The 15,013-nt window shown below is 62.7% G+C and carries 15 protein-coding genes and 1 pseudogene; 5 read left to right on the top strand and 11 right to left on the bottom strand.

Translation table 11 applies throughout. The features are described from left to right. The first annotated feature begins 399 nt into the window (after positions 1 to 399). Together AC5RWT_RS26605 and AC5RWT_RS26600 are read left to right on the top strand one after the other, a co-directional pair. The gene (locus tag AC5RWT_RS26605; protein ID WP_494082813.1) at positions 400 to 762 is read left to right on the top strand and encodes a hypothetical protein; all 363 of its coding nucleotides are present in this window, start codon (positions 400 to 402) and stop codon (positions 760 to 762) included. Between the two features lie 566 nt (positions 763 to 1,328). Then, positions 1,329 to 1,916: a hypothetical protein gene (locus AC5RWT_RS26600; RefSeq protein ID WP_494082812.1), complete on the top strand. Its 588-nt coding sequence runs from the start codon at positions 1,329 to 1,331 to the stop codon at positions 1,914 to 1,916. A gap of 98 nt (positions 1,917 to 2,014) precedes the next feature. On the opposite strand, the gene AC5RWT_RS26595 is transcribed toward AC5RWT_RS26600, so the two are convergent. The 7 genes and pseudogenes from AC5RWT_RS26595 to AC5RWT_RS26565 form a co-directional block, all read right to left on the bottom strand. Continuing rightward, the gene (locus tag AC5RWT_RS26595; protein WP_494082811.1) at positions 2,015 to 2,320 is read right to left on the bottom strand and encodes a hypothetical protein; all 306 of its coding nucleotides are present in this window, start codon (positions 2,318 to 2,320) and stop codon (positions 2,015 to 2,017) included. A 212-nt stretch (positions 2,321 to 2,532) separates the two neighbouring features. Beyond that, positions 2,533 to 2,937: a hypothetical protein gene (locus AC5RWT_RS26590; protein WP_494082810.1), complete on the bottom strand. Its 405-nt coding sequence runs from the start codon at positions 2,935 to 2,937 to the stop codon at positions 2,533 to 2,535. A 116-nt stretch (positions 2,938 to 3,053) separates the two neighbouring features. Next, positions 3,054 to 3,518, bottom strand: coding sequence for a hypothetical protein (locus AC5RWT_RS26585; protein ID WP_494082809.1), 465 nt, complete (start codon positions 3,516 to 3,518; stop codon positions 3,054 to 3,056). A gap of 218 nt (positions 3,519 to 3,736) precedes the next feature. Continuing rightward, a complete protein-coding gene (locus AC5RWT_RS26580; RefSeq protein ID WP_494082808.1) occupies positions 3,737 to 3,982 on the bottom strand; it encodes a hypothetical protein in 246 nt (81 codons plus the stop codon). A gap of 202 nt (positions 3,983 to 4,184) precedes the next feature. Continuing rightward, entirely contained in the window at positions 4,185 to 4,691 is a 507-nt protein-coding gene (locus AC5RWT_RS26575; RefSeq protein WP_494082807.1) for an immunity protein CdiI family protein, read from the bottom strand. A gap of 1,096 nt (positions 4,692 to 5,787) precedes the next feature. After that, a pseudogene (locus AC5RWT_RS26570) lies at positions 5,788 to 6,282 on the bottom strand (IS110 family transposase); the annotation flags it as partial. Between the two features lie 277 nt (positions 6,283 to 6,559). Next, entirely contained in the window at positions 6,560 to 6,871 is a 312-nt protein-coding gene (locus AC5RWT_RS26565) for a hypothetical protein (RefSeq protein WP_494082806.1), read from the bottom strand. Positions 6,872 to 7,260: 389 nt separating this feature from the next. On the opposite strand from AC5RWT_RS26565, the gene mobC reads away from it, so the two are divergent. Genes mobC through AC5RWT_RS26550 form a run of 3 tightly spaced genes read left to right on the top strand, consistent with a single transcriptional unit; the run spans position 7,261 to position 10,471 of the window. After that, positions 7,261 to 7,566 (top strand): plasmid mobilization relaxosome protein MobC, encoded by a 306-nt coding sequence (mobC, locus tag AC5RWT_RS26560; protein WP_494082805.1) that lies wholly within the window; start codon positions 7,261 to 7,263, stop codon positions 7,564 to 7,566. Between the two features lie 4 nt (positions 7,567 to 7,570). Then, positions 7,571 to 9,208: a relaxase/mobilization nuclease domain-containing protein gene (locus AC5RWT_RS26555; RefSeq protein WP_494082804.1), complete on the top strand. Its 1,638-nt coding sequence runs from the start codon at positions 7,571 to 7,573 to the stop codon at positions 9,206 to 9,208. A gap of 30 nt (positions 9,209 to 9,238) precedes the next feature. Further along, positions 9,239 to 10,471, top strand: coding sequence for a hypothetical protein (locus AC5RWT_RS26550; protein ID WP_494082803.1), 1,233 nt, complete (start codon positions 9,239 to 9,241; stop codon positions 10,469 to 10,471). A gap of 52 nt (positions 10,472 to 10,523) precedes the next feature. Here AC5RWT_RS26550 and AC5RWT_RS26545 read toward each other — a convergent pair whose 3' ends face one another. The 4 genes from AC5RWT_RS26545 to AC5RWT_RS26530 form a co-directional block, all read right to left on the bottom strand. Next, positions 10,524 to 11,543, bottom strand: coding sequence for a hypothetical protein (locus AC5RWT_RS26545; protein ID WP_494082802.1), 1,020 nt, complete (start codon positions 11,541 to 11,543; stop codon positions 10,524 to 10,526). A gap of 92 nt (positions 11,544 to 11,635) precedes the next feature. Then, on the bottom strand, positions 11,636 to 12,076 hold the full coding sequence (locus tag AC5RWT_RS26540) for a DUF4913 domain-containing protein (protein WP_494082801.1): 441 nt from the start codon (positions 12,074 to 12,076) through the stop codon (positions 11,636 to 11,638). An 11-nt stretch (positions 12,077 to 12,087) separates the two neighbouring features. Then, positions 12,088 to 13,857, bottom strand: coding sequence for a type IV secretory system conjugative DNA transfer family protein (locus AC5RWT_RS26535; protein WP_494082800.1), 1,770 nt, complete (start codon positions 13,855 to 13,857; stop codon positions 12,088 to 12,090). Beyond that, positions 13,854 to 15,013, bottom strand: a 1,160-nt coding sequence (locus AC5RWT_RS26530) for a putative type IV secretion/conjugal transfer ATPase (RefSeq protein WP_494082799.1), incomplete at its 5' end; no start/stop codon positions are given. The genes AC5RWT_RS26535 and AC5RWT_RS26530, both read right to left, overlap by 4 nt.

Raw genomic sequence — 15,013 nt, 5'->3', positions numbered from 1 at the left:
TGCACGCCTTAGCGTTACCGAGTCCAATACAGCCTTCAATTACGCTGGCGCGGCTTCGCCACGCGCCCACATCTCCTGTATCTATTCACCCTTCTGCATACACAGGAGTGGCCGTCAGGCCAATGCCCTGGCCACGTCACGAGACCAGGCCGGAACTGCTTGCCGCGTAGGCGCGTCATCCCCATGGAAAGAGCCTCCACCCAGTACCGTCGGAGCGGGTGTGACTGACGGAGGGCCACCAGGCAGAGATAAGGGGTACAGATAATGCGGGTGACACGATCTCTCTGGCTACTGCCACTGACCATGGGAATTCTGTTAGCTGCCGGCTGTTCAACTGGCACTCCAGCTACATCACCAACTGACGTCTCGAACGAGAACAAGTCCATAGACAGTGCAGAAATGGTCCCGGGCGAGGAATTCGTATATTTCCCGGGCGAAGAAGCCTTGGGTGAGCTTCCCGAAGGGCACCAGTACGCTTACCGGTTCAACGATGAAACAGGCAAAACAACGTTCCTTGGAGTACGTGCGCCCGACGGCACCATCGCCGACACCGTCCAATGGGAAAACCCGCTCGCCCACGTTAGCCCCTCGAGGCCTAATGCGGTGCGTCTCGCGGTCGAGGCCAAGCTGGAGAAGCTGCGCGGCCAGCAGAACGCTGCCGAGATTCAGGCGGTCGTTGAATCGGAAAAACCGGCAGAGCTCTTGTACGACGCCGAGACCAATCAGTACGTCGCGGGTTTTCTGATCGAGCCGCAGGCTTGATCGTAGGCAGTTCAACGATTCACGCTGGCGCGTGCCCTCCAGGGGACGGGACCACTCTCTCTGAGCGACTAACGGTGTTCAGTGCCTGCGGATCGTTTTGCCTTCCTCCATGCCAGAAACTGGGCAATGAAAACACCGAGGAACACCAATCCCAGCAACAGGCCGACCCAACGCAACCGAGGTAATCCATCAATAACGGCAACGAAGATCCACCATGCTCCTGTAATTGCCCAGAAGATAACTGCCCATAGCGGTGGGGGCTGGGCCTGCTTCCGCTGTCTCATGTCCGAAAGAGTAGGCGGTTGATCGTGGAGGGGACTAGAGCCGGCCCAGCAGCCGGCGCAGGAAAGGGACGGGCTGGCGCCCGTCCTTCTCTGTGTTTGGAAACGGAGGGCAAGGCGTGGCACGCATCCACAGTGAAGGCAGTGTTGGAGTCGGTCACGCTGCGGCGTGCCCTCCAAGGAGCTACCAACTAGCATGAGGCCAGGGTTGACTTCTACATGTTCAGATGAGGGAAATCCATGAGATCGACTCACCCCCTGCCTGGTAATCCGTGGCCGCACGACATGGCCATCACTGTGGATTTTCCGCATCACGTGTCACTCCTGCTCTTCATTCGCAGCGCATGGGGCATCGCCCAGGACGCCAATATTCCTGCGTTGGATCCGGCGCCCAATGCAGGATCATCCAAAATTCCTGCGACCGCGGAGAGTGCTGACTGGAGCGCCCTCTGGGAACGTGCCTGGACACGCGCATGGGCGTGGTACGGCGTAGAGGACCAGAAGAACCACCACCCAACGTCGGAACTCCTGCGCACGCTTTCGCAGCCCGATCAACCGTTGCACCCGGCATTCCCACCCGACTGGACAGCCGAACACGGCTTGGAGGGAGTGGACCTCGACGCCTTCAATGCCTGGTCAAGACAACTGCAGCCCAACTACATGCAGCTCCCTCTTGAACAACACCCCGAGCGTCGCTGTTTGCCGGCGCTGATCGACGCCTGGAAGACCGGCCTGGAGACCATTCTGGTCTTGCCTTATCAGGGGTACTACGCCAAGCGCATCAGTCCAAGGCATCTCGTCGTCTCGGCGCAGACCCATAACGATCCCGAGAGCTACACCCGTGCCTTGGCTGCCAGACTCCCACCCGGCTAGCTATCGTTTGCCGAGCAGCCGGCGCAGGAAAGGTACGGGCTGGCGAAGCCCTATCGGGTGACGTTGATTTGGATGCTGTACCCGCCTTCAAGGGGCCGTCAGGGGTTGTCCGTTTGCGCCACCATCCACCGGGGGATGCTCCGGCAGCTGTCCGGGATGAACAGGTCAGGGTCCGGATCAACTTCGGTGGCGCCGCCGCGAAGCTCGATGGTCTCGCCCGGCGTGTAGGAGGAGTTCGCATAGTTGAGCGTGTCGGCGGTCCAGGTGGTTTCGTTTCGGGGAAAGACCGGGACCCATGTCTGGTCCAGCTCATCGGTCACGGTCAGGCAATTATCCGCCAACTGGAGCGTTCCGGTGAGGAGCGCGTCGTCGCCGCCTTCGCCTGCCGGCACATAGGACGCCACTGGTTCCTTTACGGGGGCAGGGGCCGGCTCGGGGGGCGCTGTGCAGCCGCTCATCACTATTGCGGTGAGGACCGCGGAGGCGGCCACGAAGCCGGTTCGGGAGATCTGCCGCCCTTGTGGATTCCATAAGTAAGGTTTCCGCCGACCCATCATGGAGGAAGCTTAGCGTCGGCCCAGTAGGCGGCGCAGGAAAGGGACGGGCTGGCGAAGCCCTATCGGGTGACGTTGATTTGGATGCTGTACTCGGGACAGGACCCCCCATCGCGGCATTCGTCCATGGGGCTGCCGGCAACGTGGATGGTCTTCTTCCCGGCCGGGGTGTCTGCAGGAATGGTGAACGGCTGGCTGAATGATCCATCCGGCCTAACTGGCGTTGTTACCGCCTGACCACCGACGGGGCCCTGGTCATCGATCAGTTGTAGTGAGTATGTCTTAGGATCCGGGTACCTCAGATCGCAGCTGGCAGCCCCTGCAGATACCGTGAGCGTTCCTCCGGCTTTGACCGACTCCTTGTCGATCCTGAGAGCGGCAGGACCGCAGTCGTTGGTGCAGGAGGTAACTGCAATGGCCACCAAGACTGCACAGACGGCGACGCCGGGAAGCTTGCTCCAATACATTTCCAACACCTCCGGATCGCACGCGGGACTATCGCCGGTTTAGCAGCCGGCGCAGGAATGGGACGGGCTGGCGCCCGTCCTTCTCCTTATCTGGAGCCTGACGAGATGGGTCTGTGCTAGAAAGTCTGGACGTAGAACGTTTCCTCGCGGAGGCACTGATCCGGTGCACCACCCAGTATCTTTCCAATGTCGCTACGGGATAGGGATCCGCCGCCGAAACTGACGAGATCTCCGATCCTTAGGGAATGGCCTTCTACCTCAACGGTCGGCGGGTCACCGGCTCCGAACCGTGCCCCTGCCGGGAACAGCAGACCAAAGTCCCGCCCATCGCTGGTCCTCCCGATTATGCAATCGTCCTCGCCTACGATAAGTGTTCCGTCGAAGGCGGCTTCCATCACGGAGTTCGCCTGGGCGCTGCGTGGGTGCACCAGCAGCATTTCGCCGTTCGGCCCGGTGACGATATTGCCTGAAGCTCCGCTGCCGGCAGAGTTTCCGCAGCCGGTCAGAAGCACTGCGAGAACCGAAATGGCCAGGACTGCTGTGCTGTTCTTCTTCACGACAACTCCGCTCGGCTTCGCCAATGCATACTGCCCAATGTGGGGCAGTGTAGCCAGCTGACCTTATAAATCCCATAGGACCGGGTGGGAAGGAATGTCAGCGTCACAGCAGCCGGCGCAGGAATGGGACGGGCTGACGAAGCCCTGTCGGGTGACGTTGATTTGGATGCTGTACCCGGGACAGGACCCCCCCATCGCGGCATTCGTCCTTGGGTCTGCCGGCAACGTGGATGGTCTTCGATCTAGCTCTGTTCGGCTCGACTTCGGAGCCACCTGCGATAACCCAAACCAACGAACGCACCAACACCTGCGGAAAGCATTGCCCAAAACGACGGATAGGCCGAAACCAGTATGAGGAGGAAACCCACCCATAGAGCAGCCCACACCATTTTTCGCCCAGTCTGATTTCCCGAGTCGCGCTGGATGTCAGTGAGCACAGCAATACCAAACCCAATGAGAGCCGAGCCAAAGATCAGCGCCTCCGTCATGGGCTCAAGCGTAGGGGAGGCGCAGGGATTGGACTACTAGCGCTTACGGAGTAGCCGGCGCAGGAACGGGACGGGCTGGCGCCAAGGCATCTCGTCGTCTCGGCGCAGACCCATAACTGTGAACTGCAGCGGTAAGTGGCGCGCTTTTGTCAGAGTTGTTTGGCCGGTTGAGGTTCTGGGGAGCCAGCCGGGTGCGGTTTGCCTATTCCTGTTCCGCCCGGGGCGGTTTGAAGACGGCACCGGACAGCGGGGAGTATGCGTACCATCCAGGGCTTTCCCCGCGCCGGGCTGCTGCCCGGGCACGGGCGGTCTCGTCCTGTTCTGCTTTCACGGCCGCTGCCAGGGCGTCGAAGGCGGCAGCCGCCCGGGTGTTGAGGGCGGGCCCGGTTCCGCGGAACCGTCGTGCCGGCACGTCCGGCTCGTAGGTGGCGAACTCTATCTCGTAGCCGTCGCCGAGTTCATTCGCCACGCGCCGGGCTAGGCGGTTGCCTGCCTCGGTAAACCGGCGGGCCAGATCTGCCGATTTCCAGCCGAAGTCCGGGGTCAGGGCATCGTAGTATGACTGCTCCCATTCCTGGAGGTCGTGGACGAGTCCTGATGTCAGGCCGGTGCGGTCGTAGCCGACGGGGCCGGTAAACCACAGCACGGTGTCCGCATAGTCCGGAAACATGCGCACGGTCGGGCGTGGATCCTTCGCCGGGGCGTCCATGCCGTGATCATACTCCTGCGGTTGATCACGACGTCGTCGCAGAAGCGTTGTCGGTGGTGTTCAACATGGACGGATCAGGATATTGAAACGACGTTCTCAGTCACGGGCGAAGACGTCGATTCCGCCTTGAGTGATGCGACGGAGCTTAGGGGTTTTAGCTTATTTTTCGGGTTCTTTGCCAGACGAGAGATCCATAAGATCCGTCATGCAGCAGCGGGAATGCCCATCGCGCAAAGCGGTTGTTCCCTGCCTGGTGCTGGTTGCGGTAGTGGTGCCCCAGGGATCGTAGGTGTAGTTGGCGGCTTTGGCTTGTACACCCATACCGGGAGGGCTTGCTGGCGGCGGCAGAGCGCTGCCCTGCTCCACCCGACGAGACGCGCTGCTTCGGTGGCCATGTGTTTTGGCGCGGGCAGTCCTTGGCGAACCTTTCGTGAGGCGGTGGCGTTGAGGGATGACTCACTAATGCACCTGACCCGCCCAGCTGGGCCACGTTCCGGGCTGTGCATCAAGGTCGATGCCGCGAAGACGTACATGGCAGACGTCGCCTGGTGATCGAACCACTGCCCAGAGGCTGTGCGAGCGTCCCTCGGATCGAGTTGGAATCCACTCCAGGACCTCATCGAGGTCAGTGCCGGTCAGCTCCCACTCTTCACTCGCGGCACCGTCGTCTGTCCAGAAATAGACGCGGTATGTCGGACTGGCGACCTCCGAAGTCTGATCACGGGGATCTATCAGGTGAGCTTCCATGTGCTGACTGTACTCTGGCGCCCCTCAGCGCTGAAGACCGTAGCCCGGCGCTTCCGACATGTCCACGAGTCCCGCGACGAAGGCGACAAGACCATGATGATTGACCGCATCGAATTTGCGGCGCCCCTCGGCCCCCTCGGCAGGATTGTCGAAAAACTCTGCCGCTGGCAACCGCCCCACGTGGAGGCTGTGCATGACCGCCGGGGCGCGGTGGTGAGTGCCGGGTGCGGTGGTGAGCTGGCGGTTGTGTGCAGCCGGTCGGGGTGGGTCCCGTCGTCCAGGTGTGTGCGGGAAAAGCCCGGAGGATTCTCAATAGGGATTGTCAAGGTAAATTCGCTGCTTTGGTTGCTTCAAGGGCGGGGAAGTACTCGAGCAGGACGGCGCAGAGCCTGTTGATGGCACGGGTTCGATCACAGACCAGATCGGTGCGGCGCGAGGTGAGCAGCCGCAGGTCGGTGCTGATTTGATCGCCGCTTCGGATGGGTTGAAGGTCCCTGCGCATGCGTGCCTGGTCGGCAATGATGGCGGCGTCTTTGGCGTCTGATTTCCCGTCTCCGCGGTAGGTGCGGGCGGCGTGGTAAACGGATCTTCCCGGGATGTAGACCAGCGTTTGCTGGTGGGCTTCGAGTACGCCGATCAGGAGCGCGGCGCCGCCGCGGTTCAGGTCAGTGGCCCAGAGAATTTCCTTGCCAGCGGCGAGGGCACCGACATCGGTGAGAAGTTCAGTGAGTGCGGCCTCGTCGTTGGCTACTTTCCGGGATAGCAGCCGGTTTCCTTCGTCGTCGATGAGTACGCAGTGGTGATGAGCTTTTCCGGCGTCGATGCCGGCCCAGAGTTCAGGCATGTATCCCTCCATCGCGTTGTCCTGGTAAGGGCCCAAGCAGATGGCCGCGCCGTCGTGTCCTTACATGGCGATCGGGTCGCGTCTCTCAATTAGCGGTCGAGCCATCGCGGGATGCCGGGCGGCCAATCCTTCGGAGCCGTCACTCAAAGTCCGGCCATTTAGCTTTTAGCCATACCCGGCACCCCTGGGTTGGTCGAGAGCCTACAACGCCCCCTATCCAGCCTCAATCACCGTAAGGATTTAGCTTTTGCCGTGCACAGGTGGGCGAGGGGAAATGCTACTGGTTGGGCGGTGTGGCGGCACTCTCTGTGCGTGCCTCGGAGTCGTTGGCGGCGGGGCGGCCGGCGACCTTCCTGCGGCGGCCGGCGGCGCCGGATTCGAGTCCGAGCTTCTTGAGTTCCTCGGGGCTCCAGCCGTCCTTGGTGGCGCGCACGTAGGCGCGCTTGTCGTCGCGCTCGGCTTCGGCGAGCTGTGCTTTGAGGTCGGTGATCCGTTGGCGGGTTTTCACCAGTGCGGTGACGGATTCGATGCGTGAGTCCAGGAGTGCGCGGGCCTGGTTGCGTGTCTGTTCAATATCGAGGGTAGCCATGGAGCCAGCCTAACCGGATGGCACGACAGGTCCGGTTCACGGCCTCCAGGGTGTGTGACCCCCGAAAGGCAGCCCCGGCGGAGCCAGCCTAACCGGATGGCACGACAGGTCCGGTTCACGGCCTCCAGGGTGTGTGACCCCCGAAAGGCAGCCCCGGCGGAGCAAGCTATACACTTACGTACCCGTAAGTGGTGAAACCTTTCGACATTTGTTGTCGAGTCGGGCACACTGGGGGTGTGGTCCCCGGGTTCCGGGGTCGCTGCGCTGGGCATTCGGAGGTTCGTGGGAAGGGCGGTGAAAGCGCGTTGGTTGAGGAACCGATCGGACGAGGCCGTTTGGGGAAGCGGCGGCGGGAGAATGCGCCGGCCGGTTCTAAGAAGCGGCGCACCGTGTGGGTGACCGCGGAGGAGGAAGCCCGGCTGGTTGCCCGGGCTGCGCGTGAGCGGGTGACGGTGCCGAACCTGCTGATGTCCGCTGCTTTGTCCGAGTCAGCCGAGACACCCACGCAGCGCAAGGCGGCGATGGCCGAGCTGATGGCCCTGCACACCCTGCTGGCGCGGGTGTCGAACAACGTGAACCAGATCGCCCGGCATGCCAACGCGGGGGAGGATTTCCCGCAGGATGCGGCCGCGGTGCTGGGGTATGTGCGTGAGGTGGCGGGGCGGATCGACCGCGCGGTCGAGGGGCTGATGTAGGGAGATGATTCCTAACATCACCCGTGGCTCGAGAATGGCGGGGCTCCTGGTGTATCTTGCGTCGACCGATGCGGACAAGACGAAGAACGCCCACACCGACCCGCACCTGGTCGCCAGCGACGCGGCGATCATGGCGTGGTACGACGACGGGGTCCTGGACCACGCCGATGCGCTGGCGATCGCGAAGCATCTGGACCAGCCGCGCAAGGCCTTCGGTGTTGAGGTCTTGCAGAAGGATTTCCGCTGGGACCCGGTCAAGAAAGAACGCGTTCCGTTCGGACACAAGCAGGCCGACGTGTGGCACTGCTCGCTGAGCCTGCGCGCAGAGGAAGGCGCACTGACCGATCAGCAGTGGGGCGATATCGCGAACGACTTCGTGGACGCGATGGGCTTCACCGAAGCCAGCGGCAAGGCGCAGTGCCGGTGGGCTGCGATCAACCACGGCACGTCCGAGAACGGCAACCACCACATCCACATCGCCGTGTCCCTGGTCCGCGAGGACGGCACCAAAGCCTCCACCCACGGCGACTACAAAAGAGCCCAGCAAACCTGCCGCGAGCTGGAGGTCAAGTACGGGCTGGAACAGCTCTCCACCGTGCACGCCACACGAGGTTACGACCGGGCCGAGAAGGCCACCGCCGTCCGTGACGAGCGCGAAATGCACCGCGCTTCCCTGGCACGAAAAGTCCGCGCCTGCGCCACGTCCTCGGCCACCGAAGGTGAATTCGTCCGCCGTGCCCGAGAGACCGGAATGCTGGTCCGCCCCCGCTACGCCAAGAACACCACCGACGTCATCGTTGGCTACTCCGTAGCCGAACGGCCAAAAGCCGGTGAGCGACCAATCTGGTTCGGCGGAGGAACCCTTGCCTCTGACCTGAAACTGGGCGCACTCCGTGAGGCATGGATGGACTCACCACAGCTGGCAACCGAGGCCGCAGCCGAGTGGAACGCAGCAGCCAGGAACAAGCGCACCGTGTCCAGGACCGGCCCTGAGAGGGCAACACCGCCGGCGCAGGTATGGGTGGAATACACACGCAATGCCGCCGCATTGGCTGACGAGCTTCGCAAGATCCCGCGCGATGATCACGCGACCTGGGCCAAGGCCGCCCGGGAGGTTTCAGGCGCCTTCGCTGCCTGGTCCTACCGGCTTGAGCCCACCCCCGGACCCTTGGCCGCTACGGCCGCGGAACTGTCCCGCACCGCCCAGCTCCGCGCGCCCAGGCAGCACGGCAAGCCCGTCGCACTTCCGTCCATTGCCGGTACGGCCATGCTGTTCATGGCGGCGTCCAGTAAGAACAAGACTGCAGCGCAGACAGCACTCATGGTGCAGCTGATCAACACCGCTTTTGCTGTGTACGAGATGCACGCCCAGTCCGGCCGTGCCCGGGAAGCCCAGCGCATCCGATCGGTGGTCGAAAACCAACTGGCCCCGTTCACCGCGACGATGCCCAAGGCCGTTCCCGTAGGAGCAGAACAGCAGGCCGCCGAAGCGGCCGCGGTGCCGCTCAGGGCAGTTGATATTGCGCGCCGCGGCATCGCCCCACTCCGACCCGGTTCGGTGGTCCCCACGACACCCACGCCGGCCACGCCGGCGAAGACCTATCAGCCCAGCCGCGACACCGGGCCGGGACTCGACCGCTAAGAATCACACCACTAGTGCAAGGGGAACACCATGAGTGAATCAGACGGCATCGACGACTTCCTCGACAACGGAATGCGGCACTCCCTGATGATCGCCTCACGCATCGCCGAGACCCTGGCGCGCCGCCGGCAGGAAGCCCAGCGACAGCAGGAACACCTTGACACCCAGGCGGCGCACGAAGCCCAAGCGCGCCTTACGGCTGAACGCAGTTCAGCCCTCGCCGTCCTCGCACCCGTACAGAAGGACGAGTGGTGGGACAAGGCACGGCCGGCGGACATCGCCACGGCACACGCCGTCGCTGAAGGCTGGAAAGACCACGACCCAACCGCACTTGACGCCTCTACAAAAGTCCGCGAAGAAGTCCTCGCCCGGTACGGCATCGACACACACGACGTCGGCGCAGACGCCGCCTACCTTGAATCAGGAATCGCGACCATCGCGACCGAAAACGCCCGGCGAGACGAGCTGGCACGTAGTCAGGAGGAAGCACGGAAAGCCGCTGCCGAACACGAGAAAGCTATGCAGCTGATCGCGGCTGCGCAGGCAGAAGAAGCTCGGGCCCAGGCGACGAGGCTGGCACCTGAAATGGAGCGCCACCAGGTTCCCGTGGAGTATCTGGCAAACCCTGAATTGGCCCAGGCTCTGCAGCGTGCCCACAACGCGAAAACACCCACGGCCGCTGCGGCTGCAGACGCTGAGATCAAGGAGCGCATGTTCCTCATCGGCAAGGACGGGATTAACGGTCCCGACATCGAGCAGCTGCGCAAAGAAACCAACGCGACCATCAACGGTGCCGGCGAATCCCACTTCAAAGATCCCCAGTTCGTCAAAGCAGCCAAGGAGATGCACGAGGCCAAGCTCCTGGCCGAGGGTGGATTCACAGGCTCCCAAGTTGCGTCGATGGAGCAACGATATGAACGGGCCGAGAAGGAACTGTTCGCCCGACTCGAAGGCGTCGGCCGCGAAATTGAAAACCGCGTCACAGGCAACGACAGCAGCCAACTGAAGAACCAAGCACTCAAAGCGGAAACTGCATCAACTGCCAGCTACGGCTCAGCCGAACACCACGCCAAATTCGCGGAGTCCCTAGAGACCAGCGGTGCCAATGAGGCCCAAATCCGTGGGCGGCTCACTGCGGCACGCAGCGAGGGTACACACCCCAGCGCAGCCATCACTAAGGGCAAGACGGCCACTAAGGCCAGAAAGTCCCGCGCAGGGGCAGCAGTGGGCGCCGAACGAGGCAAGGGTGGACTGTCCCGCTGATCGGCCGCAAGAACGGAGTGTCACCTTTCCGGTGACACTCCGTTCTTTGGAACTAAGGTTTCGTAGCATTAGCGCCGGATTTCCCGGCCGCTGCTAGTAGTTCACTCATAAAGGACGAGCTCAGCGTCAGCCCGGGATCTTCCTTAGATTCCGGCGACGGGCCGAATACACGTGCAGCAAAAGCTGCTCTCAGATGGTCTTGAAGATCCTGATCTTTCAAGGGTTCCACGTAGCCATCAAAGGTAAGCAACTGCTCTTTGATAGTCCTGGCCCAAGTACCCAAGTCGCGATGGTATGCGGCTTGCCTACCGAAATACGTTGCCAACCCTAGGACAGCACCCAGAAGCGAGACTCTGAGGATCGCATCTCCAGTTGTCGTTGCTTCTCCACCGGAAAAGACGGGTAGGAACGCTAGGAAAAACGTCCCTAAAACACCGAGAGCAACGCCCCCAACCGTCAGCAGGCGAAATGTGTGCGCGGTCTGCAGATGGTCTTTCGATAAATTTTCAAACCTATCCGCTAACTTTGCGCCCGATACGAAGCCGGCGGCGGTCTGTGCACTGACAGCTGCCGCCTCGACTTGTTGGACGGTTGTCTTTGCATGGTTCACGGCCGCCCGAAGGTGCTGGGAGAGCTCAGCTTGGTCAATCCGCGTTTCCAGCAACAAGGTCTTGCGACGCTCGTCCCGGGCCTTCTGAGCTTCTGCCTTTTGCCCCTCGCCTTCATACTTGCCGGCTTTATCCAAAGCCATCCGTCCCGCCTTGGCGACATACTTGTGGAGGGTACTTAGTAGGTAGCCACTCCAGATCACGATATTGTTCGGATCCAGCTGCTTCAGGGCAGTCCCCAGTTGCTCGACCACAGTGTTGTGATCATCGATGGATTTTTGACCCTGCAGGACTGACTCTTCATATGTTGAAAGAAACTCGTAGTCCGGGCTGAGGGCCTCATGCCAGATGAGTAACACGTCCATAACACGGGCATGTGCTTCAGGGTCTTCTATGCCCAGCCGGTCAGCAACTTCACGGTATGGCAGGGATTCGATCCCGGTTCTAAGTTCGCTCAGCGTCATCTGCACGGTCTATTCCACCATGTCCCTTATCCAGCCTCGAGCTATTCAGGCTTCGTTTCAAGCTGTCCGGTTCCTGCCAGGCACGGTGAGACTCAGGACTTTTGCCGTCTTACATCGGGAAACCAGCCTTGGGGTGCCTTCTTTGGCTCCAGGTGTTCCGGATCGCGGTGTTTTTGCATATCGCACTTGTAGAACGGACCACGCGGGTCCAGGAGGACGCTCATGTGGTGGTCTGCGTGGTCCTTGAACCAGACGCTCATGCCGGTGGCACCGTCGAGCCTGAGGTGTTCCCAGGCCCGCCACAGCGCCTCTACGCGTGAGACGGCCTCCGGGTGGAAGTACCATTCGATGCACCACTTCGCTGCGCGGCCGTCCACGTCGCGGACGTACGTGGGCAACAGCTGTTCGTGCAGGAACTCTTCGGCCGAGCCGTAGACCAACTGCGGGGGCTTCTGCTGCTCGTCGCCATCAGCGCCAGCTTCCTGCACGTCCGAGCTGGGAGTTTCACCGAAGCGTCCGATTTCTATCGTCATGGCCTAGTCCCTTACCTCGTCACCCATGGATTTGCGGCCGGTGCCGCTGCCACCGGAACTGGTTCGTCCTTCGGTTGCGGGCTGTACTTCTTGATGGACGCTTCGACAGCGTCCTTGTGCGGCCCTGTGTACCAGGGCATGGTGCGGACCAATGTGGCGGGCGCACCGGAGGCGAGGACGACGGCGCGGCCGCGGTCCAGCTCGGCGAGGTTGGAGACGTCGAAGATGCGTTCCTTGCTTTCCTGGCGGGATCGGCTTGAGCCGGTTTTGCCGGATGAGACGGAGACATTGATGTAGCTGTAGTCGCCGATCAGGTCAGAGAGGGCGCGGAGGAAGCCTTCTTCGGCGACGCCGCCGCCGTAGACCTTGACGTTCGCGGCCGACCAAATCTTCCGCATGTTCGCTTCTCCCCAGAGCTCGACGCCTTGGGACCAGGACTGCAGGATGCCCATGACGATCAGGCCCTTGGAGCCGTAGTGGCTGAACTGGTCCGGCAGGCCGGCCCAGCGGACGACGTTGGCCAGCTCGTCGAGGGCGAACAACGCAGGTTTGGGCAGTCGGCCGCCGCTGCGCTCGGCCCGTTCCTCCATGGCCTCGGCGATGGCGACCGTGAGGGCGGTGGTGAGCGGTGCCGCGGAGCCGGCACCTTCCTTGGAGAGGATGTAGATGGTCTCCTGGGAGGCAGCGAAGGCGTGGGGGTTGAACTGCCGTCGCGCCTCACTTGCGACGCTTGCGCCGCCTGTCGGGGCGACCCAGCGAAGGGTGTTGCGGCTCTTGAGGCACTGGATCATTTTCTCGGCGGTGCCGAAGATGCCGTCTCGCTGCTTGTCGGCCAGCTTCAGCGTGGACTCCAGGCCCTTGTACTGCAGCTCGTAGTCATGCTCACGGAGGATTTCGATGGGTTCCTGACTGACCTGCTCAGTCACCCACAGGTAGACCTGCGTGATCGGCAGACCGCCCAGTGCTGCCGCGAGGAAGTACGAGGAAAGAATGTCTTCGGCTTTGGGGTCGAAGTAGGCATCCGGCTTCGACCCAGGAACCCGGGAACCGACCGCGAAGTGCTGGGTGAGCTTGTACGCCTTCTCTTCGTCAGTGACGTAGGAGAGCGGGTTCCACCACCAGTCCGGTTCCTCCTGGGCGATCTTCTGCGGATCGAACACCCACACCGGGGCCGTGGCTTCGCGGACGCCGCGGGTGCCGTCTACGACGTCGCGCTTGTTCGACGTGGAGACCACCGCGCCGGGTGCGTCCAGGATCGCGGGCATCACCCGGGAGGTCGATTTACCGGTCCGGGGTCCCCAGATGTCGAGGCTGAGGTCTTCCCAGGACTGGACGAATTTCTGGCCTGTGGAGACGACCTTGCCGACGACGATGCCGGGGTTGTCCTTGATTCCCAGCCGTTCGGCTTTGGCCTGCGCTCCCTTGTCAGAGAACGCGGCCAGGGACTTTCCGCGGCCGAGGTAGCGGGCGGCCTTGTCCACGCGGGCACGCTTGGACGTGCCCTGCCGCCACGCCACCAGTACGACGACGGCCAGGGCCAGGATTAGCCCGGCCATGACGCAGACGACGATGGTGGACTGGGTGGGCCAGGGCACCTTGCCCTTGATCAGTCCGGCGATCAGGTCAATGGGGTGCGCTGGCGGTGCGTCGATGCCGGCCATCCAGGAGCCGATGTGTGCGGCCGCGTACGTGCCGCCACCGAAGAAGACGATAAAGCCGATGGCCAGCCACACGAGGATGGCGTCCCCGAGGCCCATGCCTTTGCGGTTCGGTGCGCTCACAGCGTGCCTCCTTCAGTCGGCACGATGGGTGCGGCCGGGTCAAGGATCGGCTCCGGGGATCCGTGCCATTTCCCATCGGTGTCGTTGACCCCGTCCGGGCCGTGCTCCACCGAGGTCAGGCCCACCTGGACCGGGATCCCGGGGCGGCCGCCGACTTTGATGAGGAACTTCCCACGCCCTGGCGGTTCGACGTCGATGCCTCGGGAGTCCCACGCTGGCGGGTCCTGCCAGGAAATGAGCTTTTGCTGTTCCTGCCGGGACAGGGGTATCGCGGAGGTCAGCAGCGGCATCTCGGAGGCGGGCAAGCCGCCGCAGATGACCATGCCGGAGCGTTCGACGAAGCCGCGGGCTTTCATCCGGTCCTCTTCTGCCGGCAGTGCCAGAAGGTCGGACATGGTGTGGGAGATCATGATCTGCCCGACGCCGACGGACCGGTTGAGCCGGGTCAGGGCGTCCACCCGGTCAACCATGCCTTTCCCGGCACGCAGCGCCCGCCACAGCTCATCCAGAACCACGAAGTAGTTCCGGCGCGGCTCCAGCCCCGCGTCGGCGAGGGCGTTGGCGACATTCACGGTGCCGAAGCCGTAGGACCAGCAGGCCAGCAGCACGGCGGCCTGGAGGTCTGTCTCGGTCTCGTCAATGCTGGAGACATCGAAGACCACGGCCCGGTCACGCTTCATTGGGTTAGTTGTCTGACGGGAGAAGATTTCGCCGAGCTTTCCTCCCCCGGTCAGGCCCAGCAGCGTTGCTTCCAGCGCCCGGGTCTCCTGGAGGTAGACGTTCATGTCGCCGCGGTCCAGCGCGACCTGCCGCAGCTCGTCCGGGGCGGAGACGATTACGTCCAGCAGGTCCTTCAGGACCGGGACGCCGTCGAAGCGTTCGTCCAGGACGCGCAGCGCCCGGTCCAGGATCGTTTGTTCCTGGTCCGTGGGAGGGTTGTTTCGGCTGATCGTGATGAGGGAGACGACCATGGTCAGGCGACGGCCGTGAGCGTCGGCGCGGACCCTGGCTGCATCTTCGTGGTGGCCGCTGTCTTCGAGCAGCTGGGCCGCTTCGATGGCCTGGCCGGGGTCGAGGATGTTCAGGTAGCCGACGCCGCGGCCGAGCTTGATGACCTGGCCGCCCAAGGCTTTCACGGCTTTGACGTGCTCGCCTT

It is taken from the genome of Arthrobacter sp. Dra40 (assembly GCF_059091905.1).
The sequence above is the reverse complement of the archived record's forward strand: the minus strand, read 5'-3'. Positions and strand labels throughout refer to the sequence as shown.

Bases quoted from the DNA above. Each gene is read 5' to 3' on its own strand.
- AC5RWT_RS26590 (WP_494082810.1), bottom strand. From the start codon at position 2,937: ATGTATTGGAGCAAGCTTCCCGGCGTCGCCGTCTGTGCAGTCTTGGTG.
- AC5RWT_RS26565 (WP_494082806.1), bottom strand. From the start codon at position 6,871: ATGGCTACCCTCGATATTGAACAGACACGCAACCAGGCCCGCGCACTC.
- AC5RWT_RS26575 (WP_494082807.1), bottom strand. From the start codon at position 4,691: ATGGACGCCCCGGCGAAGGATCCACGCCCGACCGTGCGCATGTTTCCG.
- AC5RWT_RS26580 (WP_494082808.1), bottom strand. From the start codon at position 3,982: ATGACGGAGGCGCTGATCTTTGGCTCGGCTCTCATTGGGTTTGGTATT.
- AC5RWT_RS26540 (WP_494082801.1), bottom strand. From the start codon at position 12,076: ATGACGATAGAAATCGGACGCTTCGGTGAAACTCCCAGCTCGGACGTG.
- AC5RWT_RS26545 (WP_494082802.1), bottom strand. From the start codon at position 11,543: ATGACGCTGAGCGAACTTAGAACCGGGATCGAATCCCTGCCATACCGT.
- AC5RWT_RS26600 (WP_494082812.1), top strand. From the start codon at position 1,329: ATGGCCATCACTGTGGATTTTCCGCATCACGTGTCACTCCTGCTCTTC.
- AC5RWT_RS26555 (WP_494082804.1), top strand. From the start codon at position 7,571: ATGATTCCTAACATCACCCGTGGCTCGAGAATGGCGGGGCTCCTGGTG.
- AC5RWT_RS26605 (WP_494082813.1), top strand. From the start codon at position 400: ATGGTCCCGGGCGAGGAATTCGTATATTTCCCGGGCGAAGAAGCCTTG.
- AC5RWT_RS26550 (WP_494082803.1), top strand. From the start codon at position 9,239: ATGAGTGAATCAGACGGCATCGACGACTTCCTCGACAACGGAATGCGG.